The organism is Streptomyces sp. NPDC048479, assembly GCF_040651435.1.
GTDB lineage: Bacteria > Actinomycetota > Actinomycetes > Streptomycetales > Streptomycetaceae > Streptomyces.
The window spans coordinates 96,595-117,885 of record NZ_JBEZKA010000014.1; the positions used below are offsets into that span (position 1 = coordinate 96,595).

At 70.0% G+C, this 21,291-nt stretch carries 26 protein-coding genes and 1 riboswitch; of the genes, 13 read left to right on the forward strand and 13 right to left on the reverse strand.

The genetic code is table 11. The annotated features are described in order from the left end of the window. The first annotated feature begins 42 nt into the window (after positions 1-42). Positions 43-690 carry a TetR family transcriptional regulator gene (locus AB0D12_RS22240; protein ID WP_327322026.1) on the forward strand — a complete coding sequence of 216 codons (648 nt, stop codon included), beginning with the start codon at positions 43-45 and terminating at the stop codon, positions 688-690. Positions 691-766: 76 nt separating this feature from the next. Here AB0D12_RS22240 and def read toward each other — a convergent pair whose 3' ends face one another. Beyond that, on the reverse strand, positions 767-1,312 hold the full coding sequence (gene def / locus AB0D12_RS22245) for a peptide deformylase (protein WP_362685441.1): 546 nt from the start codon (positions 1,310-1,312) through the stop codon (positions 767-769). Between the two features lie 115 nt (positions 1,313-1,427). Here def and AB0D12_RS22250 point away from each other — a divergent pair, with 115 nt between their 5' ends. The 5 genes from AB0D12_RS22250 to AB0D12_RS22270 all read left to right on the forward strand — a co-directional run bounded on the left by AB0D12_RS22250 (position 1,428) and on the right by AB0D12_RS22270 (position 5,889). Continuing rightward, positions 1,428-2,666, forward strand: coding sequence for a MurT ligase domain-containing protein (locus tag AB0D12_RS22250; protein ID WP_362685444.1), 1,239 nt, complete (start codon positions 1,428-1,430; stop codon positions 2,664-2,666). A 29-nt stretch (positions 2,667-2,695) separates the two neighbouring features. After that, a complete protein-coding gene (locus tag AB0D12_RS22255; RefSeq protein ID WP_362685447.1) occupies positions 2,696-3,424 on the forward strand; it encodes a glutamine amidotransferase in 729 nt (242 codons plus the stop codon). A 138-nt stretch (positions 3,425-3,562) separates the two neighbouring features. Continuing rightward, complete coding sequence (locus AB0D12_RS22260; protein ID WP_327322030.1) at positions 3,563-4,588, forward strand: 6-phosphofructokinase; 1,026 nt, start codon at positions 3,563-3,565, stop codon at positions 4,586-4,588. A gap of 128 nt (positions 4,589-4,716) precedes the next feature. Next, entirely contained in the window at positions 4,717-5,667 is a 951-nt protein-coding gene (locus AB0D12_RS22265) for a cytochrome c oxidase assembly protein (protein ID WP_362685450.1), read from the forward strand. A gap of 63 nt (positions 5,668-5,730) precedes the next feature. Further along, entirely contained in the window at positions 5,731-5,889 is a 159-nt protein-coding gene (locus AB0D12_RS22270) for a hypothetical protein (protein WP_327322032.1), read from the forward strand. Between the two features lie 10 nt (positions 5,890-5,899). On the opposite strand, the gene AB0D12_RS22275 is transcribed toward AB0D12_RS22270, so the two are convergent. Continuing rightward, positions 5,900-6,307 (reverse strand): SSI family serine proteinase inhibitor, encoded by a 408-nt coding sequence (locus AB0D12_RS22275; RefSeq protein WP_362685453.1) that lies wholly within the window; start codon positions 6,305-6,307, stop codon positions 5,900-5,902. A 490-nt stretch (positions 6,308-6,797) separates the two neighbouring features. Between AB0D12_RS22275 and AB0D12_RS22280 the strand changes: the two genes are divergently transcribed. Together AB0D12_RS22280 and AB0D12_RS22285 are read left to right on the forward strand one after the other, a co-directional pair. Next, a complete protein-coding gene (locus tag AB0D12_RS22280; RefSeq protein ID WP_362685456.1) occupies positions 6,798-7,505 on the forward strand; it encodes a lysophospholipid acyltransferase family protein in 708 nt (235 codons plus the stop codon). A gap of 65 nt (positions 7,506-7,570) precedes the next feature. Further along, positions 7,571-8,602 (forward strand): NAD(P)-dependent oxidoreductase, encoded by a 1,032-nt coding sequence (locus AB0D12_RS22285; RefSeq protein ID WP_362685459.1) that lies wholly within the window; start codon positions 7,571-7,573, stop codon positions 8,600-8,602. Between the two features lie 48 nt (positions 8,603-8,650). Here AB0D12_RS22285 and AB0D12_RS22290 read toward each other — a convergent pair whose 3' ends face one another. The 8 genes from AB0D12_RS22290 to AB0D12_RS22325 all read right to left on the reverse strand — a co-directional run bounded on the left by AB0D12_RS22290 (position 8,651) and on the right by AB0D12_RS22325 (position 15,601). Then, entirely contained in the window at positions 8,651-10,228 is a 1,578-nt protein-coding gene (locus AB0D12_RS22290) for an alpha/beta hydrolase (RefSeq protein WP_362685462.1), read from the reverse strand. A 159-nt stretch (positions 10,229-10,387) separates the two neighbouring features. After that, on the reverse strand, positions 10,388-11,128 hold the full coding sequence (locus AB0D12_RS22295) for an urease accessory protein UreD (protein WP_362685465.1): 741 nt from the start codon (positions 11,126-11,128) through the stop codon (positions 10,388-10,390). Further along, positions 11,125-11,802: an urease accessory protein UreG gene (gene ureG, locus AB0D12_RS22300; RefSeq protein ID WP_362685468.1), complete on the reverse strand. Its 678-nt coding sequence runs from the start codon at positions 11,800-11,802 to the stop codon at positions 11,125-11,127. The genes AB0D12_RS22295 and ureG overlap by 4 nt, the downstream gene beginning before the upstream one ends. Before the next feature lie 19 nt (positions 11,803-11,821). Next, positions 11,822-12,496, reverse strand: coding sequence for an urease accessory UreF family protein (locus AB0D12_RS22305; RefSeq protein WP_362685471.1), 675 nt, complete (start codon positions 12,494-12,496; stop codon positions 11,822-11,824). Between the two features lie 10 nt (positions 12,497-12,506). After that, the gene (locus AB0D12_RS22310; protein ID WP_362685474.1) at positions 12,507-14,228 is read right to left on the reverse strand and encodes an urease subunit alpha; all 1,722 of its coding nucleotides are present in this window, start codon (positions 14,226-14,228) and stop codon (positions 12,507-12,509) included. Then, positions 14,221-14,532 carry an urease subunit beta gene (locus AB0D12_RS22315; protein ID WP_362685477.1) on the reverse strand — a complete coding sequence of 104 codons (312 nt, stop codon included), beginning with the start codon at positions 14,530-14,532 and terminating at the stop codon, positions 14,221-14,223. The genes AB0D12_RS22310 and AB0D12_RS22315 overlap by 8 nt, the downstream gene beginning before the upstream one ends. 10 nt (positions 14,533-14,542) lie before the next feature. Beyond that, the gene (locus tag AB0D12_RS22320) at positions 14,543-14,845 is read right to left on the reverse strand and encodes an urease subunit gamma (protein ID WP_327322042.1); all 303 of its coding nucleotides are present in this window, start codon (positions 14,843-14,845) and stop codon (positions 14,543-14,545) included. A gap of 135 nt (positions 14,846-14,980) precedes the next feature. Continuing rightward, entirely contained in the window at positions 14,981-15,601 is a 621-nt protein-coding gene (locus AB0D12_RS22325) for a TetR/AcrR family transcriptional regulator (protein WP_362685480.1), read from the reverse strand. Positions 15,602-15,707: 106 nt separating this feature from the next. Between AB0D12_RS22325 and AB0D12_RS22330 the strand changes: the two genes are divergently transcribed. Further along, entirely contained in the window at positions 15,708-16,694 is a 987-nt protein-coding gene (locus AB0D12_RS22330; RefSeq protein ID WP_362685483.1) for an ABC transporter permease, read from the forward strand. Between the two features lie 92 nt (positions 16,695-16,786). On the opposite strand, the gene AB0D12_RS22335 is transcribed toward AB0D12_RS22330, so the two are convergent. After that, entirely contained in the window at positions 16,787-17,068 is a 282-nt protein-coding gene (locus AB0D12_RS22335) for a type II toxin-antitoxin system Phd/YefM family antitoxin (RefSeq protein ID WP_362685486.1), read from the reverse strand. A gap of 70 nt (positions 17,069-17,138) precedes the next feature. Here AB0D12_RS22335 and AB0D12_RS22340 point away from each other — a divergent pair, with 70 nt between their 5' ends. From AB0D12_RS22340 to AB0D12_RS22350, 3 genes are all read left to right on the forward strand, one after another. Continuing rightward, on the forward strand, positions 17,139-17,774 hold the full coding sequence (locus AB0D12_RS22340) for an ATP-dependent Clp protease proteolytic subunit (protein ID WP_362685489.1): 636 nt from the start codon (positions 17,139-17,141) through the stop codon (positions 17,772-17,774). 7 nt (positions 17,775-17,781) lie between these two features. Then, the gene (locus AB0D12_RS22345; protein WP_362685492.1) at positions 17,782-18,090 is read left to right on the forward strand and encodes a hypothetical protein; all 309 of its coding nucleotides are present in this window, start codon (positions 17,782-17,784) and stop codon (positions 18,088-18,090) included. Positions 18,091-18,406: 316 nt separating this feature from the next. After that, positions 18,407-18,591: riboswitch (cyclic di-AMP (ydaO/yuaA leader) on the forward strand. Positions 18,592-18,594: 3 nt separating this feature from the next. Next, the gene (locus AB0D12_RS22350) at positions 18,595-19,077 is read left to right on the forward strand and encodes a C40 family peptidase (protein WP_362685495.1); all 483 of its coding nucleotides are present in this window, start codon (positions 18,595-18,597) and stop codon (positions 19,075-19,077) included. 105 nt (positions 19,078-19,182) lie between these two features. On the opposite strand, the gene AB0D12_RS22355 is transcribed toward AB0D12_RS22350, so the two are convergent. Then, complete coding sequence (locus AB0D12_RS22355) at positions 19,183-19,812, reverse strand: LysE family translocator (protein WP_362685498.1); 630 nt, start codon at positions 19,810-19,812, stop codon at positions 19,183-19,185. A gap of 82 nt (positions 19,813-19,894) precedes the next feature. Here AB0D12_RS22355 and AB0D12_RS22360 point away from each other — a divergent pair, with 82 nt between their 5' ends. Beyond that, on the forward strand, positions 19,895-20,806 hold the full coding sequence (locus AB0D12_RS22360) for a LysR family transcriptional regulator (RefSeq protein ID WP_362685501.1): 912 nt from the start codon (positions 19,895-19,897) through the stop codon (positions 20,804-20,806). Positions 20,807-20,823: 17 nt separating this feature from the next. Here the strand turns inward: AB0D12_RS22360 and AB0D12_RS22365 are convergent, their stop codons facing one another. Continuing rightward, complete coding sequence (locus AB0D12_RS22365) at positions 20,824-21,255, reverse strand: ATP-binding protein (RefSeq protein WP_362685504.1); 432 nt, start codon at positions 21,253-21,255, stop codon at positions 20,824-20,826. Positions 21,256-21,291: the final 36 nt, after the last annotated feature.

The window sequence follows — 21,291 nt, forward strand, 5'->3', positions numbered from 1 at the left end:
GCGCAGGCGTCACGCAATCGCTCGGGCGGGGAGAAACAAACCATGGAGACCACACAGCACGCAGCCGGCCAACAGCGGTCGGCCGACCAGCGGCGCCGGGAGCTGCTCGAAGCCGCGGACCGGGTGGTGCTCCGGGACGGCCCGCAGGCCTCCATGAACGCCATCGCCGCCGAGGCGGGCATCACCAAGCCCATCCTGTACCGGCACTTCGGCGACAAGGGCGGCCTCTACCGTGCGCTCGCCAAGCGCCACACCGACGCCCTGCTGGACGCGTTGCGGGCAGCGGTGGACGCTCCCGCCGACCGCCGTGAGCGGGTCGAGGCAACGCTCGACACGTACCTCGCCGCGATCGAAGCACGGCCGCAGGTCTACCGCTTCCTGATGCATCCGGCCGAGGACACCCAGCCGTCGGAGGCGGGCTTCGACGTCGGCCGCCACTCGGCGCCACTGCTGCGCCGGCTCGGCGAGGAGCTGGCGAAGGTGATCTACGACCGGGTCGACCTGGGGCCCAACAGCGAACAGCTGGCCCGGGTGTGGGGCCATGGCATCGTCGGCATGATGCACGCGGCCGGGGACTGGTGGCTCGGTGAACGCCCGTGCTCCCGCGCCGAGTTGGTGCACAGCCTCGCCGATCTGCTCTGGGGCCGGCTGGCCGCGGCCGGCGACCGCGCAGGCGGTCCGGTCTTCTGAAGCGGGTCGTCGACGGCCGGTCGTTGAGCACCGGTCGTTGACGGCCGGTTGGTGACCGTTGGCCGTTGACGGCCGGTCAGGCCGTGGTTCCCCAGCTCGCCCGCCGCGCCGCGCGCAGCGCCTTGGCCCGGCGCCAGCCCTTGAGGCGGTCCGTGTAGACCATCCCCTCCAGGTGGTCGCACTCGTGCTGCAGGCACCGAGCGAAGAAGCCGGTGCCCGCGACCCGTACCGGTTTCCCGTCCGCCGTCACGCCTTCGACCACCGCGCGGTCGAAACGCTCCGTACCGGCCTCGAGACCCGGCAGCGACAGACAGCCCTCCGCTCCGCGCACCGTGACGCCGTCCGCCTCCACCAGACGCGGGTTGACGATATGTCCGAGGTGGCGGACGTCCTCGTCGTCGGGGCAGTCGTAGACGAACACCCGCAGCGGTATCCCCACCTGGTTCGCCGCGAGGCCCACTCCCTGGGCCGCGTACATCGTCGCGAACATGTCCTCGATGAGCCTCGACAGCGCGGGAGAGAAGTCGGTGACGGTCTCGCAGGGGGCGTGCAGCAGCGGATCTCCGAGCAGGCTCATGGCCTTCACGAGTCCGGAACTGCCGGGGATCGGCCGGTTTCGCATGTCCGTAAGCGTACGTTCCGCCTGGACCTCCACTCTTTCCGACGGTGCCGAGGTACGGGCGGCAGACCGGACCTCGATAGGCTGAGCCCGACCGATGCAAGGAGGATCAAGGACGATGTCAGGCAACTCGGAGCCCCTGACGCCGCGCGCCAAGCTGGCCGTGACGGCAGGCAAGGCCGCAGCAGCGGTGTCGCGCGCCGCCGGACGCGGCAGCGGATCGGTGATCGGCGGCCGGGTCGCGCTCAAGCTCGACCCCGATCTGCTGGGGCGGCTGGCGCAGCACCTGGACGTCGTCCTCGTGTCGGCGACCAACGGCAAGACCACCACGACCCGGCTGATCGCCGAGGCGCTGCGGGCCAGCGGCCCGGTCGTCTCCAACGCGCTCGGCGCCAATATGCCCGCGGGCATCACTTCGGCGCTGGCCGGCGGTTCGGACGCCAAATTCGGTGTGATCGAGGTCGACGAGAAGTACCTCGCCGGCGTCGCCCGCGATGTGACCCCCAAGGCGATCGCGCTGCTCAACCTCTCGCGCGACCAGCTGGACCGCGCGGCCGAGACCCGGATGCTCGCCGAGAAGTGGCGCGAGGGCCTGTCCGGTACGAAGGCCATGGTCATCGCCAACGCCGACGACCCGCTGATCGTATGGGCCGCGTCCTCCTCCCCCAACGTGGTGTGGGTGGCCGCCGGCCAGGAGTGGAAGGACGACGCCTGGTCCTGCCCGTCCTGCGGCGGTGTGATGCAGCGCCCCGGCGACGACTGGTTCTGCGGCGAGTGCGGCTTCCGCCGTCCCGCGCCGAGCTGGGTGCTCAGCGGCGACCATGTCCTGGACCCGCACGGCTCGGCGTGGCCGATCCACCTCCAGCTGCCCGGCCGCGCCAACAAGGCGAACGCTGCCACCTCCGCCGCGGTCGCCGCCTGCTTCGGCGTGCCGCCGCAGGTCGCGCTGGAGCGCATGTACTCCGTGCAGGCCGTCGCCGGCCGGTACGACGTCGTCAACTTCCTGGGCCGCGATCTGCGACTGCTGCTCGCGAAGAACCCGGCCGGTTGGCTGGAGACGTTCTCGCTGATCGACCCGCCGCCGACCCCGGTCATCCTCGCCGTGAACGCCCGCGGCGCCGACGGCACGGACACCTCGTGGCTCTGGGACGTCGACTACACCCGGCTCGCCGGCCATCCGATCTTCGTCATCGGCGACCGCAAGCTGGACCTCGCCGTGCGTCTCGAGGTGGCGGGCCTGGACTTCCGCGTGTGCGAGTCCGCAGACGAGGCGGTACAGCTGGCCCCGCCCGGACGGATCGAGGCGATCGCCAACTACACGGCCTTCCAGGACCTGCGCCGCCGCGTCGGCAACTGACCCGCGGACCCCGAAAAGGACTTATGAGCATGAGCGACAACAGCCTGCGTCTGGTCTGGGTCTACCCGGACCTGCTCAGCACCTACGGCGACCAGGGCAACGCCCTCGTGGTGGAGCGCCGGGCCCGCCAGCGACGCCTGGACGTGATGCGTATCGACGTACGCAGCGACCAGCCGATCCCGACGTCCGGAGACATCTATCTCATCGGCGGCGGCGAGGACCGGCCGCAGCGGCTCGCCGCCGAGCGGCTGCGCCGCGACGGCGGACTCAGCCGGGCCGCCTCCAACGGCGCGATCATCTTCTCCGTCTGCGCCGGCTACCAGATCCTCGGTCATGAGTTCATCAACGACCTCGGTGAGCGCGAGGCGGGACTCGGCCTGATCGACGTGGTCTCCACGCGCGGCGATGGTGAGCGGTGCGTCGGCGACGTACTGGCGGACATCGACCCGCGGCTGGGCCTGCCGCAGCTGACCGGCTTCGAGAACCACCAGGGCATCACCCACCTCGGCCCGACGGCCCGCCCGTTCGCCCGCACGATCCTCGGCCGGGGCAACGGCACGGGCGACGGAACCGAGGGCGCGTACAACGAGACCGTCTTCGGCACCTATATGCACGGCCCGGTGATGGCACGCAATCCGCAGATCGCGGACATGCTGCTGAAGCTTGCCCTCGATGTGAACGCACTGCCGCCGCTCGACGAGCGGTGGTACGAGGCGCTGCGCGCCGAGCGCATCGCGTCCGCGACGCAGCCTGCCTGACGCCCGCCCGACAGCCGGCTGCCGTCCATCAGTCGGACGCCCGGTTCGGCCCCGCCACCTTGCGCCGGTAGGGTGGCGGGGATCCTGCCGGACGACGTGGTCCGGGAATCGGCCCACGTTGCAAAGGTATTTCGGGCTATGCGCATTGGTGTGCTCACCTCCGGCGGCGACTGCCCCGGTCTGAACGCCGTCATCCGTTCCGTCGTGCACCGCGCCGTCGTCGATCACGGTGACGAGGTCATCGGCTTCCACGACGGCTGGAAGGGCCTTCTGGAGTGCGACTACCGCAAGCTCGACCTTGACGCGGTGGGCGGCATCCTGGCCCGCGGCGGCACGATTCTCGGTTCGTCCCGGGTCCAGCCCGCGCATCTGCGCGACGGCGTGGAGCGGGCCAAGGGGCATGTTGCCGAGCTCGGCCTCGACGCGATCATTCCGATCGGCGGCGAAGGCACCCTCAAGGCGGCCAACCTCCTCTCCGAGAGCGGGCTCCCGATCGTCGGCGTGCCGAAGACCATCGACAACGACATCGCCTCGACCGATGTCACGTTCGGGTTCGACACCGCCGTCGGTGTGGCGACCGAGGCGCTGGACCGGCTGAAGACCACCGCCGAGTCGCATCAGCGGGTGCTGATCGTCGAGGTCATGGGCCGGCACACCGGCTGGATCGCGCTGCACTCCGGCATGGCGGCGGGCGCTCACGCAATCGTCGTCCCGGAGCGGCCTTTCGACATCGGCGAGCTGACCGAGCGGGTCGGCGACCGGTTCTCGGCGGGCAAGAAGTTCGCGATCGTCGTGGTCGCGGAGGGCGCCAAGCCGCGCGAGGGCTCGATGGAGTTCAACGAGGGCGGCAAGGACGTCTACGGTCATGAGCGCTTCGCGGGCGTGGCCCAGCAGCTCTCCGTCGAGCTGGAGCAGCGGCTCGGCAAGGAGGCCCGCGCGGTGATCCTCGGGCATGTGCAGCGCGGCGGCACCCCGACCGCGTACGACCGCGTGCTCGCGACCCGCTTCGGCTGGCATGCCGTGGAGGCGGCGCACCGCGGTGAGTTCGGCATGATGACCGCGCTGCGCGGCACGGACATCGCCATGGTGCCGCTGGCGCAGGCCGTGGAGACGCTGAAGACCGTCCCGGCCGAGCGGTACGCCGAGGCGGAGTGCGTGCTCTGATTTGGTACATATATGAATGAACTGCCCCCGGTCGCAGCTGCGTCCGGGGGCAGTTCTACTCTGGTGCGGACAACCGGTACGAAAAAGGTCCGGTCGGCATCAAGGAACGTTCCGGCGGGAGTGCGCAGATGGATCACAGCGGGCACGGCATGACGATGGATCTGCCGCCGTTCACGCTGGGGCGAGGGCTCGAGTACTCACCGGATCCGTTCTTCCTGGCCGGCTGTCTGCTGGGGCTCGCTCTGTACGGCTGGGGTGTGCTGCGACTGCGCAGGCGCGGCGACAGCTGGCCGGTCAGCCGCACCGTCTTCTTCACCGTCGGCGTGCTGAGTGTGGCGCTGGTGATGTGCACCAAGCTCAATAACTACGGCATGGTCATGTTCAGCGTGCACATGGTGCAGCACATGGTGATCAGCATGCTCTCGCCGATCGTGCTGCTGCTGGGCGCGCCGGTGACGCTGGCCCTGCGCGCGCTGCCGGTCGCGGGCCGCGGCCGCAAGGGTCCGCGCGAGCTGCTGCTGGCCCTGCTGCACAGCCGTTACCTGCGGATCGTCACGCACCCCGCCTTCACCATCCCGCTCTTCATCGCGAGCCTGTACGCGCTCTATTTCACCCCCCTCTTCGACTTCCTGATGGAGTCCAGGACGGGGCATGCGGCGATGATGGTGCACTTCCTCGCCGTGGGCCTGGTCTTCTTCTGGCCGATCATGGGCGTGGACCCGGGGCCGCACCGGCCCGGCTATGTGATGCGGATGCTGGAGCTCTTCGCGGGCATGCCGTTCCACGCCTTCTTCGGCATCGCGCTGATGATGGCGACCGAGCCGATGATCAAGGCGTACAAGAATCCACCGGCCTCGCTCGGTATCGACGCGCTCAGTGACCAGAACGCGGCGGGCGGCATCGCCTGGGCGTTCAGCGAGATCCCCTCGGTACTGGTACTGATCGCTCTGGTCTTCCAGTGGTACCGCTCCGATCAGCGGCAGGCCAAGCGGTCGGACCGCGCCGCGGACCGGAACGGGGACAAGGAGCTCGAGGCGTACAACGCGTATCTCGCTTCGCTCCAGGCGCGCGGGCAGTAGCGCGCGACCCCCCTCCCGGGTGACGATGACTCCGACGGCCGTGGCCGTCGGAGGAGGGCGCGCATGTCCGGATCCGCGAAGGCGATGGGAGTGCTCACCGTCGGGACCCTGGTGGTCGTGACGGCCTACACGGCGGCACTCGGAAGCAATGGCTGGCTCTGGTTCGGCTGGGTGGTGCTCGGTCTGGTGACGATCGGGGTGGTCACGTCGCGCACCAGCTGACCGGGAGGCCTCAGAAGCGGAAGACGACTCCGGTCGCGACGTCGAGCGCACACGCGTTCGGATAGGTCTTGTGCCAGGCGATGGGGAAGCCGCGCCAGGTGCCGGTGGCACTGACCGTGACCGGGTCGTACTTTCTGTTGCACGGACGTGGGTCGCCGGGCAGCACATCCAGGTCGCCGTTGACCGCGGAGAGCGCCCTGCAGGCGGCGCGGGCGTGCGGATGCGGTCCGTCGGTCTGCGTCGGGCACCGCAGCAGGACTCCGCGAATCCAGGTGTTCTCGGAACCCGACACGGTCAGAAACAGGCCCCTGGCACGCGTGGGCACCTCACCGGCGGTGTGCGCGGGTGAAGCCGCTGCGGGGGCAGCGGCCGCGAGGCCGATCAGGGCGGCTGCGGCAAAGGTGGCACTGCGGCGCATCGGCACTCCAGGGGCTCGGGCCCGACGCACGGCGGGTCGGGGACAGGGCCAGAGCACCCTTCGACGGCGGCGCGGGCAAGGGGCCGCGCCGCCGGGTAGCGCGTACGGGCGCGGCGAATCGCCCGCACGACAGATCTGGCACGCCGTCACAGGGCCGGGCCCGGGCTGCGGGGCGGCCCGCCGGAGGCCAGGTCCCGGCACTGAAACTCCCCGTCTACACCCCGCTGTGACGCCGGCGCCCCCGTACGTACCGCCGGACACCTCCCGAAGCGGGTCACGCCAACCGCCCCGACGGGCTGTTCGCCGCCGTCAGCCGCCGGACACGAGACCTGACCGATCGTCACGAAGGTCGGCAACGAGCCATCATGAGTCCGATCAGAGGTGGTTACAGCGGACGAGACATGCACATACACTGACCCCCGTCGAAATACCCCATGACCTGGCAGAACGCGGCCCCGGAGCCGAACCGGTACAGTTGGGAGCGACCCCCGTGTTCTACTACGTGCTCAAATACGTCATTCTGGGGCCGCTGTTGCGGTTGCTGTTCCGGCCCAGGATCGAGGGAGTCGAGCACATCCCCGCGGAGGGCGCGGCGATCGTCGCGGGCAACCATCTGTCGTTCTCGGACCACTTCCTGATGCCGGCCATCATCAAGCGGCGTATCACCTTCCTCGCCAAGGCCGAGTACTTCACCGGCCCCGGCCTGAAGGGGCGGCTGACCGCCGCGTTCTTCCGCAGCGCCGGGCAGATCCCGGTGGACCGCTCCGGCAAGGAGGCCGGCCAGGCGGCCATCCGCGAGGGTCTCGGAGTGCTGAGCAAGGGCGAGCTGCTGGGGATCTACCCCGAGGGCACCCGGTCGCACGACGGCCGGCTCTACAAGGGCAAGGTCGGTGTCGCGGTGATGGCGCTCAGGGCGCAGGCGCCGGTGGTGCCCTGCGCGATGGTGGGGACGTTCGAGATCCAGCCGCCCGGACAGGTCATGCCGAAGATCAAGCGGGTCACCGTCCGCTTCGGCGAGCCGATGGACTTCTCGCGGTACGCGGGCATGGAGAACGAGAAGGCGGCCATCCGCGCCATTACCGACGAGATCATGTACGCGATCCTCGAGCTGTCCGGCCAGGAGTATGTGGACCGCTACGCCGCCGAGGTGAAGGCGGAGTTGGAGCAGCCGAAGAAGTTCCCGCGGCGAAGAAGCTGAGAGCGAATCTGCGCTCGGCCAATCCGCCTGGGCTCGGCGTCCACCGCACACCTAGCGTGCCTTCCATGACCAAGGGAAGAGTGTTCGTGCTCGGTGCGACAGGACAGGTGGGACGGGCCGCGGTGGCCGCGCTCGCCGCGGACGGATGGGAGATACGGGCGGCCTCGCGCGGCGGCGGCCGGGACGAGCGCCGGCCCGAGGACGTCCAGGCGGTCCGGGTCGACCGGGAGGACGACGCGGCTCTGGCCGCCGCGCTCGGCGACGGCTGTGATGTGCTGGTGGACATGGTCGCTTACGGACGGGGCCACGCACGGCAGTTGAGGGCGCTCGCGGACCGGATCGGCTCGGCGGTCGTGATCTCCAGCGGCGCGGTGTACGAGGACGACAAGGGCCGCAGCTTCGACACCCAGGACAAGCCCGGCGGCTTTCCGCGCTATCCGGTGCCGATCCCGGAGTCGCAGCGGACGGTGGCGCCCGGGGAGGCGACGTACGGCACTCGCAAGGTGGCGCTGGAGCGGGAACTGCTCGCGGCGGGCCACGAGTTGCCGGTGACCCTGCTGCGCGCGGGCGCGATCCACGGACCGCACTGCCGTGGTCCGCGCGAACTGTTCTTCGTGCGGCGGGCGCTGGACCGGCGGCCGGTGCGCATCCTCGCGTACAACGGGCAGTCCCGCTTCCACCCCGTCCATGTCGGCAATCTCGCCGAGTTGATCCGGCTGGCGGCGGCGAAGCCGGGCTCACGGGTGCTCAACGCCGGTGATCCGGACGTACCGACGGTCGCTGAGATCAGCGCGGGAGTGGACGCGGCGCTCGGCGTGACGAGCAAGACCGTCCTCATCGACGGAGCGGCGCCGGTGGGCACGGTGGGTCTCACGCCGTGGGGGTCGGAACATCCGATCGTGTACGACATGTCGGCGGCGGAGCGGGAGTTGGGCTACCGAGCCACCACGAGCTATGCCGATTCGCTGCCGGCGACCGTCGAGTGGCTCGCCCGGCAGCTCGACGGCCGCGACTGGCGCGAGAGCTTCAGCAACCTCGTGAAGTACGAAGACGACTGGTTCGACTACGCGGCGGAGGACTCCTGGCTGGAGGGATGAAAGGAGGGGCGGCCGTGACCGGCCGCCCCTCCCCCGTACCGCTGAGCCTTACGGCTTCGGCGTGGCGTGCGGAGCGCACGTCACATCGCTGCTGTCCAGCTTGCCGCTGAGCAGGTAGGCGTCCACCCGCTCGTTGATGCACGGGTTGACCAGTCCGGTCACACCGTGCGAGCCGGCGTCCTTCTCGATGATCAGACGCGAGCCCTTGAGCCGCTTGTGCAGCTCGACGGCGCCGTCGAAGGGAGTGGCGGCGTCACGCGTGGACTGCACGATGAGCACCTGCGGCAGGCCCTTGCCGGTCTTTACGTTGACCGGGGTCTGCTGCTTGGACGACCAGGTGGCGCACGGGAGGTTCATCCAGGCGTTGGCCCACGTCATGAAGGGGTAGTCCTTGTGGAGCCGGGTGTTGTCCCGGTCCCACTTCTTCCAGCTGGTCGGCCACTTGGCGTCCGCGCACTCGACAGCCGTGTAGACGGCGTTGCCGTTCTCCGAGGCGATGTTGCCCGCGGTGTCGGACAGGTCGGGCGCCGCCGCGTCGACCAGTGCCTGGGTGTCACCGGCGATGTACTTGCTCCAGGTCTGGGCGATGGGCGCCCAGGAGGAGTCGTAGTACGGCGCGCTCTGGAAGTAGCTGATGAGCTCCGCCGGTCCGAGGACCCCGCCGAGCGGGCTCTTCTTGGCGGTGGCCCGCAGCTTCAGCCACTGCTGCTCGACCTTCTCGGGAGTGTTCCCGATGTGGAAGGTCGCGTCGTTCTTGGCGACCCAGGCCTTCCAGTCGTTCCAGCGCATCTGGAAGGCGACGTCCTGGTCGAGGTTGGCCTCGTACCAGACCTTCTCGCGCGAGGGGTTGACCACGCTGTCGACGATCATCCGGCGCACATGGCCCGGGAAGAGCGTCGCGTAGACCGCGCCCATGTACGTGCCGTAGGAGACGCCCAGGAAGTTGAGCTTCTTCTCACCGAGGGCGGCCCGGATGACGTCCAGGTCGCGCACGGTGTTCGGCGTCGTCATGTGCGGCAGCATCCAGCCGCTGCGCTCGGCGCACCCGTCCGCGTACTCCGCGGCGAGCTTGCGCTGGGCGCGCTTGTCGGCCTCGCTGTCCGGCACCGGGTCGGCCTTCGGCGCCTTGACAAACTCCTGCGGGTCGACACAGGAGATGGGCGTCGAGTGGCCGACACCCCGCGGGTCGAAGCCCACGAAGTCGTACGCCTTCGCGGTGTTGGCCCACAGCGGGTTCTTGTTCGTGACCCGGGTCGGGAAGCGCATGCCCGAGCCTCCGGGGCCGCCCGGGTTGTAGACCAGGGCGCCCTGGCGCTCCGCCTTGGTGCCGGTGTTGCCGATCCGGTCGACGGCTATCTTGATCTGCTTGCCGTTCGGCCGCGCGTAGTTGAGCGGCACGCTCACCCAGCCGCACTGGATGGGCTTGGCAAAACCCCAGTCCGCCGGGCAGTCCGCCCAGTCGATGCCCTGCTTGGCGGCCCGCTCCGCGGCCACCTGAACGCCGCGGGCCTCGGACCAACCGCTGTTGCGGGTCTCGGCGTTGGCCGCCGGAGCCGCGATCGCGCCCGTTATGAGGGTGCCCGCGATCAGAGTGCCGGCCGAGCCGAGCACTGCTGTGCGTCTCACGTAGAACTCCCCCTTCTCTAGTCGAGTTCTCCGGGGGGATCCTTTCGTCTCCGGGGCTGCTGGGAACAGGTCGGACTGGTGTTTCTTTACCGAACCAATAACCGGTGAGTAGTGTCCCGCTGAGCGGTGCAGGGAATTGCCCGGGTTCGCCCCATTACCTCACTCGGGCAGTTCCGCCTGCAGCACCTCGTCGAGTACGCGACGTAGTTGACGCGCGTCGGGCGCGACGGCATTGACCAGTACGGCAGGACCGGCGAGCGGTGTGAGAGCCGCGCTCGGGCCCAGCAGCCGGGGCTCCGCGGGCTTCTCCTCGAACGCGGGGTCCACGATGAGGAGCTGGCCCACGGCCCGGTGGCCGCCCAGCACCGCCCCGCCGTCCCAGCCGCCGGGCGCGCCGGGTCCGCAGCCGAGTTCCTGGTCCAGGAGAGGGCGTCCGGCCCGGTGGACGGTGAGGCGGCTCGCAAGGGTGCCCGGCTGCTCGCCGTACCGGCCGAGGATCTGCTCCTCGCGGAGCACCAGCCGTGCGGTGGCGGCGAGTTCGACACGGGTGCGCATCCGCAGATCGCTGCCGCGCGCGGAGATGAGGGGTTCCGGCAGCCAGCGCAGTTCGGCGTCGTCGCCCACCTTCAACCGGACGTCGTAGTGGGCCTGTTCGGGGATGCGTCCGGGCAGGGCGATGGTCGCTGCGGCGGAGTCGACGGCCAGCCGTGTGCCGTCCTCCACCTGCACGTCGATGGCGAGCCGGTCACCGCCGAGCGGCGCGCTCATCGCGCCGACGACAGTAACCCGGGTGTATGGACCGGTGGCCCGGGTGCGGCGCAGTGCGAGCGGCCCGTCGCTCTCCAGTACCGGCAGGCCGTCCCGGGTGGCGACGATACGGGCCGTGGCCTGGATGCTCATGCGGTCCAGGCGGCGAGCCGCGCGCGCACCCAGTCGGCGACCGGCGCCACCCCTTCCTCGTCCTTCAACGAGGTGAAGGCGACGGGAAGTTCACCGCGCTGCTCCTTGGCATCGCGCGCCATCCGGCCGAGGTCGGAGCCGACGTACGGCGCCAGGTCGGTCTTGTTGATCACGAGCAGATCGGCGGTGGTGACGCCCGGCCCGCCCTTGCGCGGGATGTCGTCGCCGCCTGCCACATCGATGACGAAGACCTGGGCGTCGACAAGGCCCTTGGAGAAGGTCGCGGTGAGATTGTCGCCGCCGGACTCGACGAGGATCAGATCGAGCGGGCCGACACTCTCCTCCAGGTCCTCGACTGCTTCGAGGTTGGCGGAGATGTCGTCGCGGATCGCGGTGTGCGGGCAGGCGCCGGTCTCGACGGCCTGGATGCGCTCGGGCGGCAGTACCGCGTTGCGGAGCAGGAATTCGGCGTCCTCGCGGGTGTAGATGTCGTTGGTGACGACGGCGATGGACAGCTGGTCGCGCAGGGCACGGCAGAGCGCGGCAACGGTCGCGGTCTTGCCGGAACCGACGGGGCCGCCGAGGCCGATGCGCAGGGCGCGCCGGGTGCCGTCGGGGCGTGCGGCGTCGGCACTGACAGCGGCCGGGCCGTGGTGGGAGTGGTCGAGGTGCATGGTGCGGCTCCTGTTGGTCCTACGAGGCGAAGAGGCGTACGGGCCAGGCTGCGTGTGCCTCCGCGGTGAGGTCGAGCAGCGGGGCGGAGGCGGCGGGCAGCGCGTCGAGTCCTTCGACGGCCGCCTCGGCCGCTGCCCGCGCGGCCTGTCCGGCGACCGCGTCGAGTTCGGGCGCCAGCCGTGCCAGCACCGCCGTCGCCTCGAAAGGGTCGAGGCTGAGGAGGCGTACGGCCGCGGTGGCCGGGCCGCTGACCGCCTCGTACACGGCGCAGTGTGCGGCGTCCTCGGGGCCGAGGGCTGCGGAGCGGGCGGCGAGCCCCAGCACGATCGGCTGGTGTGCGCCGCGCGGGCGGGCCGCGGCGAGCGCGTCGAGCTCCTGGCTCGGCCAGGTGGAACGGGCGGCCCGCATCATCTGCCGGCCGAGTTTGCGGGCGGTGGCCCGCAGGGCGGGCGAGGGGGTACGGGCGTCGGCGGCCTCGTCGAGCGCCAGCGCGTCGAGGCCCAGGGCGGCCGCGGCGGCGAGAGCCGCCGCCGTGAGGCCGGTGGTGTGCAGCCGGCCCCGGCAGAAGTCCGCCAGGTCCCGGGCATCGCGTATGCGTCCTGCCTTGACGGCCGGTTCGGCACCGCCGGAGTGGGCGTGGCCACCGGCGGGGAACCGGCCGTCGGCGAGGACGAGGAGTGCGGCGCGGCTCATCGCGTACCCATCAGAAGAGGAAGTAGCGCTGCGCCATGGGCAGTTCCGCCGCCGGTGCGGGCTCGACCACATCGCCGTCGATGGTCACTGTGAAGGTGTCGGCGTCGACCTCGACACGAGGCAGCGCGTCGTTCTCCCGCATGTCGGCCTTGGTGATCCGCCGGGTGTTCTTGATGGGTACGAACTGCTTGCCCAGGCCCAGGCGTTCGGGCAGTCCGTCCTCAATCGCCGCCTCGGCGACGAAGTTGAACGAGCTCACCGACGCCGCCCGGCCCAGCGCGCCGAACATCGGCCGCGGCAGCACCGGCTGCGGAGTGGGAATGGAGGCGTTGGCGTCGCCCATCTGCGCGTACGCGATCTGGCCGCCCTTGATGACGAGCTGCGGCTTGACGCCGAAGAAAGCCGGCTCCCAGAGCACCAGGTCGGCGAGCTTTCCCGACTCGACCGAGCCGATCTCGTGGTCGAGGCCCTGAGCGACCGCCGGGTTGATCGTGTATTTGGCGACATAGCGACGTGCCCGGTGGTTGTCGGCGCGGCCGTCGCCGGGCAGTGCTCCGCGGCGCTTCTTCATGACGTGCGCGGTCTGCCAGGTACGCATCACCACCTCGCCGATGCGCCCCATGGCCTGGGAGTCCGACGAGATGATCGAGATGGCGCCGAGGTCGTGCAGGATGTCCTCGGCCGCGATGGTGGAGGGCCGGATCCGGGACTCGGCGAAGGCGAGATCCTCGGGAACGGCCGAATTGAGGTGGTGGCAGACCATCAGCATGTCGAGGTGTTCCTCGATGGTGTTGACGGTGTGCGGCCGGGTGGGGTTGGTGGAGCTGGGCAGGACGTACGGCTCGGAGACCACGGTGATGATGTCCGGTGCATGCCCGCCGCCGGCACCTTCGGTGTGGTACGCGTGGATGGTGCGTCCGGCGATGGCGGCGAGTGTGTCCGCGACGAAGCCCGCCTCGTTCAGCGTGTCCGTGTGGATGGCGAGCTGCGCGCCGGTCTCCTCACACACGCTCAGACAGGTGTCGATGACAGCAGGGGTCGACCCCCAGTCCTCGTGGATCTTGAATCCGAGCGCTCCGCCGCGCAGTTGGGAGTGCATGGCCTCGCGGGACATCGTGTTGCCCTTGCCGAGCAGCCCGATGTTGACGGGGAGGGTGTCCAGCGCCTCGAACATCCGGGCAAGGTGCCAGGGGCCCGGGGTGATGGTGGTGGCCTTGGTGCCCTCGGCCGGTCCGGTGCCACCGCCGACGAGAGTGGTGACGCCGGTCGCCAGGGCCTGGTCGATGAGGGTCGGCGAGATGAAGTGGACGTGCGCATCGATGGCGCCCGCCGTGACGATCTTCCCGTTGCCGGCGATGACTTCGGTCTCGGGACCGATGACGAGATCGGCATGTACGCCGTCCATCGTGTCCGGGTTGCCGGCCTTGCCGATGCCGGTGATCCGGCCGTCGCGGATGCCGATGTCGGCCTTGACGATGCCCCAGTGGTCGATGATGACGACACCGGTGACGACCGTGTCGGGTGCGCCTTCGGCCCGCGTCGTACGGGACTGCCCCATCGACTCGCGGATCACCTTGCCGCCGCCGAACACGGCCTCGTCGCCCGCGAGTCCGGGCCCGCCGGAGCGGTCCTCCTCGATCTCGACGAGCAGGTCGGTGTCGGCGAGCCGGATACGGTCGCCGGTGGTGGGGCCGAAGAGATCGGCGTAGACGGCGCGGTTCAGCTCAGGCATCGAGGGGTCCTCCGGTCTCGCCGCGCAGCCCCGGGACGACACGCGCTCCGGTGAAGGGGACGAGTTCGACGTCGACGGGGATGCCGGGCTCGAAGCGCACGGCGGTTCCCGCGGCGATGTTCAGCCGCTTGCCGCGGGCGGCCGCGCGGTCGAAGTCCAGACCGGGGTTCGCCTCGGCGAAGTGGTAGTGGGAGCCGACCTGGACGGGCCGGTCGGCAGCGTTGACGACAACGAGGCGGGTGACCTCACGGCCCTTGTTGAGTGCGATGGAGCCGTCGGCGAAAAGGATCTCTCCCGGGATCATCTGCGTCCCCTCAGACGATCGGGTCGTGGACGGTGACGAGCTTGGTGCCATCCGGGAAGGTCGCCTCGACCTGGACGTCGTGGATCATCTCGGGGATGCCCTCCATGACGTCTGCGCGGGTGAGGACCTTGCGTCCCGAGGCCATGAGTTCGGCGACGGTACGGCCGTCCCTCGCGCCTTCGAGTATGTGCGAGGTGATCAGCGCGACGGACTCGGGATGATTCAGCAGCACCCCGCGCTCGCGGCGCTTCTCCGCGACGTCGGCGGCCACATGAATGAGCAGTCGTTCCTGCTCGTGCGGGGAGAGTTGCACGTGTCCGCCTCACTGTCGTCCGGCCCGGTCCCGCCTGGGTAGCGGGAACATAGCTCACGTCAACACTCTGTTGACCTATGCGCGGGAGTCTCCCGACCTGGGGTTGAACGTTAGGGCGAAAGTTTTTCCGGCGCGTTAACTGATCTTGGGATCCCGCATGGACATCAGCGCCCGGAGTCCGTCCTCCAGGACTTCGACCCGCACATCACCGAAAAGCGCCTGCTGGGCGATGAAGCCCTGGGCGGTGGCGATGAGGGTGCGGGCGACATGGTCGGCGGGTACATCGGCGGCCATCAGACCGTTGTCGCGGTAGGCGTCCACGACCTTCGCCCAGGCCTGGCGCATGGCGCTGTATCCCTCGTCCAGCGTGGCGGCGAGCTGCTCGTTGCGCAGGGTCTCGGTCCACACCTGCACGATCAGCCGCGCAAAGGCCTGCCGGTCGCCGCCGGGCACCTGCTCCTCCAGCATGCCGCGCAGCACACGGCCGAGGAGCACGTCGGGGGTGGGCGGCGGGGTGGTCCTCGCGGCGTCGTCGAAGGCTCCGCGGATCGCACTGAACGCCTCGTCGGCGATGGCCGCGATCAGCTCCTCCTTGCTGCGGAAGTAGCGGTAGACCGCGCCGGCCGACAGACCTGCCTCACGCAGGATGTCCTGCATCGATGTGGCGTGGAAGCCGTTGCGGGCGAAGCAGCGGGCGGCGCCGTCGAGGATCTGGCGGCGGCGGGCGTCGAGGTGTTCCTGGGATACGCGGGCCATGACCCAAACCTAAAACGAACATTCATTCTTGACAAGGATCCACCTCGGCGGGACAGTGAGGCCAGAGCCAAAACGAACGATCCTTCTCTTTGAATTGAGGGCCATCATGCCCGCTACGTCCACCCGCCGCATGGTCGCGGCGATGGTCCTGATCCCCGCCCTGGTGGCGCTGGCCCTCTGGGCCTTCGCCTGGCCGGCCGCTCGCACCGCGCCCCGCGACGTACCCATCGGCATCGCCGGACCGGTGGCCGCGACCGCACAGCTGGAGCAGCGATTCGAGCAGCGCGAGGGGACCTTCGACGTACACCGCTACGACGACGAGGCCGCCGCCCGCTCCGCGATCGAGGGCCGGGTCGTATACGGAGCGGTGGTCGTCACCGCCGAAGGACCGCGACTGCTGACCGCTTCGGCGGCCAGTCCGGTCGTCGCCCAGCTCCTCAAGGAGGCCGTCACCACACAGGCTCCGGCCGGTACGCAGGTGCAGGTCACGGACGTCGTGCCCGCATCCTCCGGCGATCCGCGCGGCAGCGCACTGGCGGCGAGCATCCTTCCGCTGGCCCTGGCCGGTGTCGCCGCCGGCGCCGTCGTGACCCTGCTGGGGCTGCGCGGGGCCCGCGCGGCGACCGCACTGATCGGCACCGCGGTCCTGGTCGGCATCACCGCCGCCGCCCTCGCCGACAGCTGGCTCGGCGTGCTCACCGGCTCCTGGTGGACCGAGGCGGGGGTACTGGGCCTGACCGTCCTGGCCATCGGCGCGGCCGTGGCCGGACTCGCCGCCCTGATCGGTACGCCGGGGCTCGCCCTCGGAGGACTTCTGATGGTGCTCATCGGCAACCCGTTCTCGGGTGCCGCGAGCGCACCCGAGCTGCTGCCGGAGCCTGTCGGACTGATCGGCCAGTGGCTTCCGCCGGGCGCGGGCGGGACGCTGCTCCGGTCGGTGGCGTACTTCGACGGCAACGCCGCCGGGGCCGCGGTCCTCACTCTCTCGCTCTGGGCCGCACTCGGACTGGCCGCGGTTCTGGCGAGCGGGCGCCGTGGCGGACGACCGGTCGCCGCCGCAGAACGCGAGGCCGTACCGGTACCCGTCGGCTGAGCCCTTCTAGGCCCATCGAGGCCCATCGACCGGCCGCGTGCCCCCGCTGTAGCGGACGGGGGCGCGCGGCCTCTTCGCGTGGTGACGTGCGGTCAGCCGCGCCGGTCGGGACGGCGGTGCTCGGCGCCCAGACCGAAGCGCCCCCGTTCGCCGGAAGCGGACGCGACCGAGCCGAGCGAGGAGACCGAGCTGATCACCTGCTCCTCGGCGGCCTCCTGGTCCCTCTCGAGTCGTTCCAGGTCAGCGGCTGACACCAGCGCCACGAGCGGCTTTCCGTGCCGGGTCACGACGACACGCTCCCCGCCGTAGACAACGCGGTTGATCAGTTCGGCGAGCTCTGCGCGGGCTTGCGTCACCGGAATCTCGTAGGCCATGCTCCCCATCATAACGGCCTGTACGTCCTGTACATTTTTTACAGAGGCCGCATCCGAGGAGAGGTACGCCATGAGCCGCCCTGCCGCCCGCTACGTCCTGCCCGAGTTCACCGAGCGCACCAGTGAGGGATCCCGCACCCGCGACCCGTACTCGAAGCTGCTCGAGGAGCGGATCATCTTCCTCGGGACCGCCGTCGACGACACCTCCGCCAACGACGTGATCGCGCAGTTCCTGCATCTCGAATACGCCGCCCCGGACCGGGACATCAGCCTGTACATCAACTCCCCCGGCGGTTCGCTCAGCGCCATGTCCGCGATCTACGACACGATGCAGGTGGTCACCTGTGACGTGGAGACGACCTGCCTGGGCCAGGCCGCCTCAACCGCCGCACTGCTGCTCGCCGCCGGCACCCCGGGCAAGCGGATGGCGCTGCCCGGCGCCCGGATCGTCGTCCGGCAGCCCGCCGCCGAGGAGCAGTTGTGGGGCAGCCCGTCCGATCTGGAGATCCAGGCACAGGAGTTGCTGCGGTTGCGTGCCCAACTCGCCGAGATGCTCGTACGTCACACCGGCCAGACCCCGGAGCGGATCGCCGCCGACCTGGAGCGCGACAAGATCTTCGACGCCGGGGACGCCAAGGCGTACGGACTGGTGGACCACGTCATCAAGAACCGCAAGACCTCGCTCATCAACCCCGGTGCGCGGTGAGCGCCCGATGCTGCCACCCGAACTGCCGTCGCTGCCCGCACTGACCCGCGCCGAGGCCGACTTCATCGACAGCTATCTCGAGGTCGTCGATCTGCTGGGGCGGATCAACCCGGCCCGCGCCACGCACACCTACGGCGCACTGCGCGCGGCACAGGCCCTGCTCGGCCGGGCCGCCGCGCTCAAGGACGCGCTGACGCTGATGCATATGCGCGGCGAGAGCGAAGTACACGCGGCAACGCTCGCCGAAGCGCTCAGGGTGCTCGACGGCGAGCGCAGGGCGGGCCGGGTGACGATGCCGCCCGCTTCCATGAGTTGACGGATCCTCCACTCCCGTCTACCGCCATCGGGGTACCGCGTAGCCTCCCTCGTTCGGTGTAGTCGCGATCCAATCGGCGGTACCGCACAACTTGCGCAACCCGACTACCGATCTAGCGGAATAAGCCGTTCCGCTGCTGGTAAGGCGTTCGTCAGGCGTCGCGGACCGATCACCGAAACGGCCCTGTCCACCCGAACAGGTCAGGGGTGACGAGACTCACATACCGTCGTTTCGCACGGAAATCCGGCATGGCATGAGTCAAGATCCCTGGGACGACAAGCCCCCGCCACCTCGGCGGGGCGGTCCGGGCGGACGCTGAGTCCTGCCGCCGCTCCGGATGTCTGGTCGACAGAAGTGCATCGGCAGGAGTGGAGGACCCAAGCAGGACGGGGTGGCCGGGCAGTCCGGTCGTCCCTAGGGGTGAAGCCGCATCAGCGGCCGGGCATCTTCGTCCGTCCGAACCCGACAGGTCATCCTTCACAGGCGGTTGACGAAGGGTTGCGCATGATTGCGCAGATTCATGTCCCGTCTCTGACCATGATGTCCCGGGCGGGTGCCGTATCGGCCCTGACTCTTGCCGCCGTCGGCGGCACACTGGTGGCGCCGGGCGCCACTACCGAAGCCAACGCGGCCACGGCCTATGCGAGCAAGGCACTCAAAGTGGCCGCATCGAAGAGGGGATCGCCGTACAGGTACGGCGCCTCGGGCCCGCACCGGTTCGACTGCTCGGGCCTGACGTTCTACTCGTACAAGAACGTCGGCAAGAAGCTGCCACGCACCGCCCAGCAGCAGTACAACAGGACCAAGCATGTCTCGGCCGCCTCCCGGCAGCGCGGGGACCTGGTCTTCTTCCACTCCGGAAGCTACGTCTACCACGTGGGGATCTACGCCGGCGGCGGCAAGATCTGGCACTCGCCCAAGACCGGCACCGTGGTGCGGCTGGAGAAGATCTGGACGAAGAACGTCTGGTACGGCCGCGTGCGCTGACGACCGGCGGCTCACCGCTCACGTCTCGCCGCTCTCGGCTGATCGCTCACGGTCCGCCGGTCGTCGACGGTTGTCGGCGACCGGCGTACCGGGCCGGCCAACGGCTCAGTGCGCCAGCGGCTCGGCCAGCAGCGTCACGCCCAGCGCAGTGAGGGCCCCACCGGTGACGCCTTCCACGGCCCGGGTCGTGCGCGGGCGGCGCAGCCATTGACCGAGGCGGTCCACCAGCAGTGCCACCAGCGGGAACCAGAGCAGAGCCAGTACGACGACGATGGCGGCGAGCAGGAAAGTGCGCGTCAGCACCGGAACGCCGTCCGGCACGAACTGCGGGAGCAGGCTGAGAAAGAGCACCGGCGCCTTTGGATTGAGGACGTTGGTGAGGAAGCCCTGCCGCAGACTGCGCCCCGTGCCGCCGGCCGGCTGCCCCTCCGGGTCCTGCACGGCGAGCTGCGGACGCAGTGCGCCGCGGACCGCCCGTACACCCAGATAGAGCACATAGGCCCCGCCCGCGATCTGCAGCGTCCGGTACAGCACCGGCACGGCGACCAGCACAGCCGCGAGTCCCGCGACCGCCAGCGCGGTGTGCACCAGCAGTCCCCCCGCGACACCGACGGCGCAGGCCACACCCGCACGCCGGGAGGCGAGGGCGTTGCGTACGACGACGGTGAAATCCGCGCCCGGCATGGCGACCATGCCCGCGGCGACCCCGGTGAAAGCAACCAGTTGTGCGTCCATGCCCGCCATCCTGGACCCGCACAGGCCTTAACGTGTACTTGCAATCTTCATGGTCTGCCTAAAGCAATGCTTAAGAGGTGACATGTACGACCCGACGCGGCTGGCGGCGCTGGTGGCGGTCGCGGAGGCCGGTTCGATCACCCGCGCCGCCGCCCGACTGGGCTACACCGCACCCGCGCTCTCCCAGCAGCTGGCCAAGCTGGAGCGGGAGGCGGGGGCGCCCCTGCTGGTACGGCACCATCGCGGGGCACGATTGACGGCCGCGGGCGAGCTGCTGGCAGCACGGGCCCGCCGAGTGCTGGACGAGATGGACCGGGCACGGCACGAGCTGGCGCGGCTGGCCGGTCTCTCCGGCGGACGCCTGCGCGTCGGCACCTTCACCACGGTCGGCATCCATCTGCTGCCGCCGGTTCTGAGCTCCTTCCGCCGGGCCCATCCGGATGTGGAACTGACCGTCGCGGAGTACGAGCCGCCGGGCGGGGTCCTGGCGGTGGCGGCCGGCGAGGTCGATCTTGCGCTGACGCATGCGTACGAACCGGCCGAGCCGGCTCCACCGCCGTCGGGGGTGATTCTGGAACCACTGCTCGTGGAGGAGTTGGTGCTGGTGACGGCGCCCGGTCATGCGCTGGCGGGCGGCTCGAGCAGGCTGCCGGTGGCCGATCTCGCAGGGCAGCCGCTGATCAGCAGCGCACCCTCGCATCCGCCGCGCAAGGGCGTGGAAGGAGCGTTGGCGCGGGCCGGGGCGACTCCCGCTGTGGTGGTCGAGTCACCCGGCTATGCGCTGGTGTGCGCACTGGTCAGTGCGGGACTCGGCGTGGCGGTGGTGCCGGAGATGGTCGCCGCGATGGCCGCGACGCCGCTCGGTGTACGGCAGTTGGAGCCGGCGGACTTCCGACGGACGATCTCGGTCGCGCACCGGGGCGAGGAATCGTCGCCCGCAGCAGATTCGCTGCGGGCTCTGCTGCGCGGCGCGTTCGGCCGCGCAGGGAGCTGACAGCCGGACACTGGTGGTCAGTTCTGGACCGGGACAATCCACGGCAGGGCGATCCACACGGTCTTGCCGCCCTCGGGGGTCGGTGCGACGGAGAGTTCTCCACCGCACTCGGCGGTCAGGCTGCGGATGATCACCATGCCGCGGCCGTTGTCCTGGCGTACGGCTGCGGGCAGCCGCTGCGGCCAGCGCGGGTGGCTGTCGGTGACGCCGATACGAAGCTGCTCGTCCCGATCGAGACGGAGGTCCACGGTGAAGGTCGGCGACTGGCCGAAGGTGTGCTGGACGGCGTTGGTGGCGAGTTCGGACACGATTAGCCGCACCGTGTCGACGGCCTCGGTCTCGATGGGCAGACCCCATTCGGCGATGACGTCTGTGGCGTATCTCCGGGCGGCGGAGACCGAGGCTGGATCGCTCGGCAGGGTGACGGAGGCTTCCTGATGGTCTGCCATGGCGACGCTGTCCCTTTCCCACCGGGCCGGCTCCGA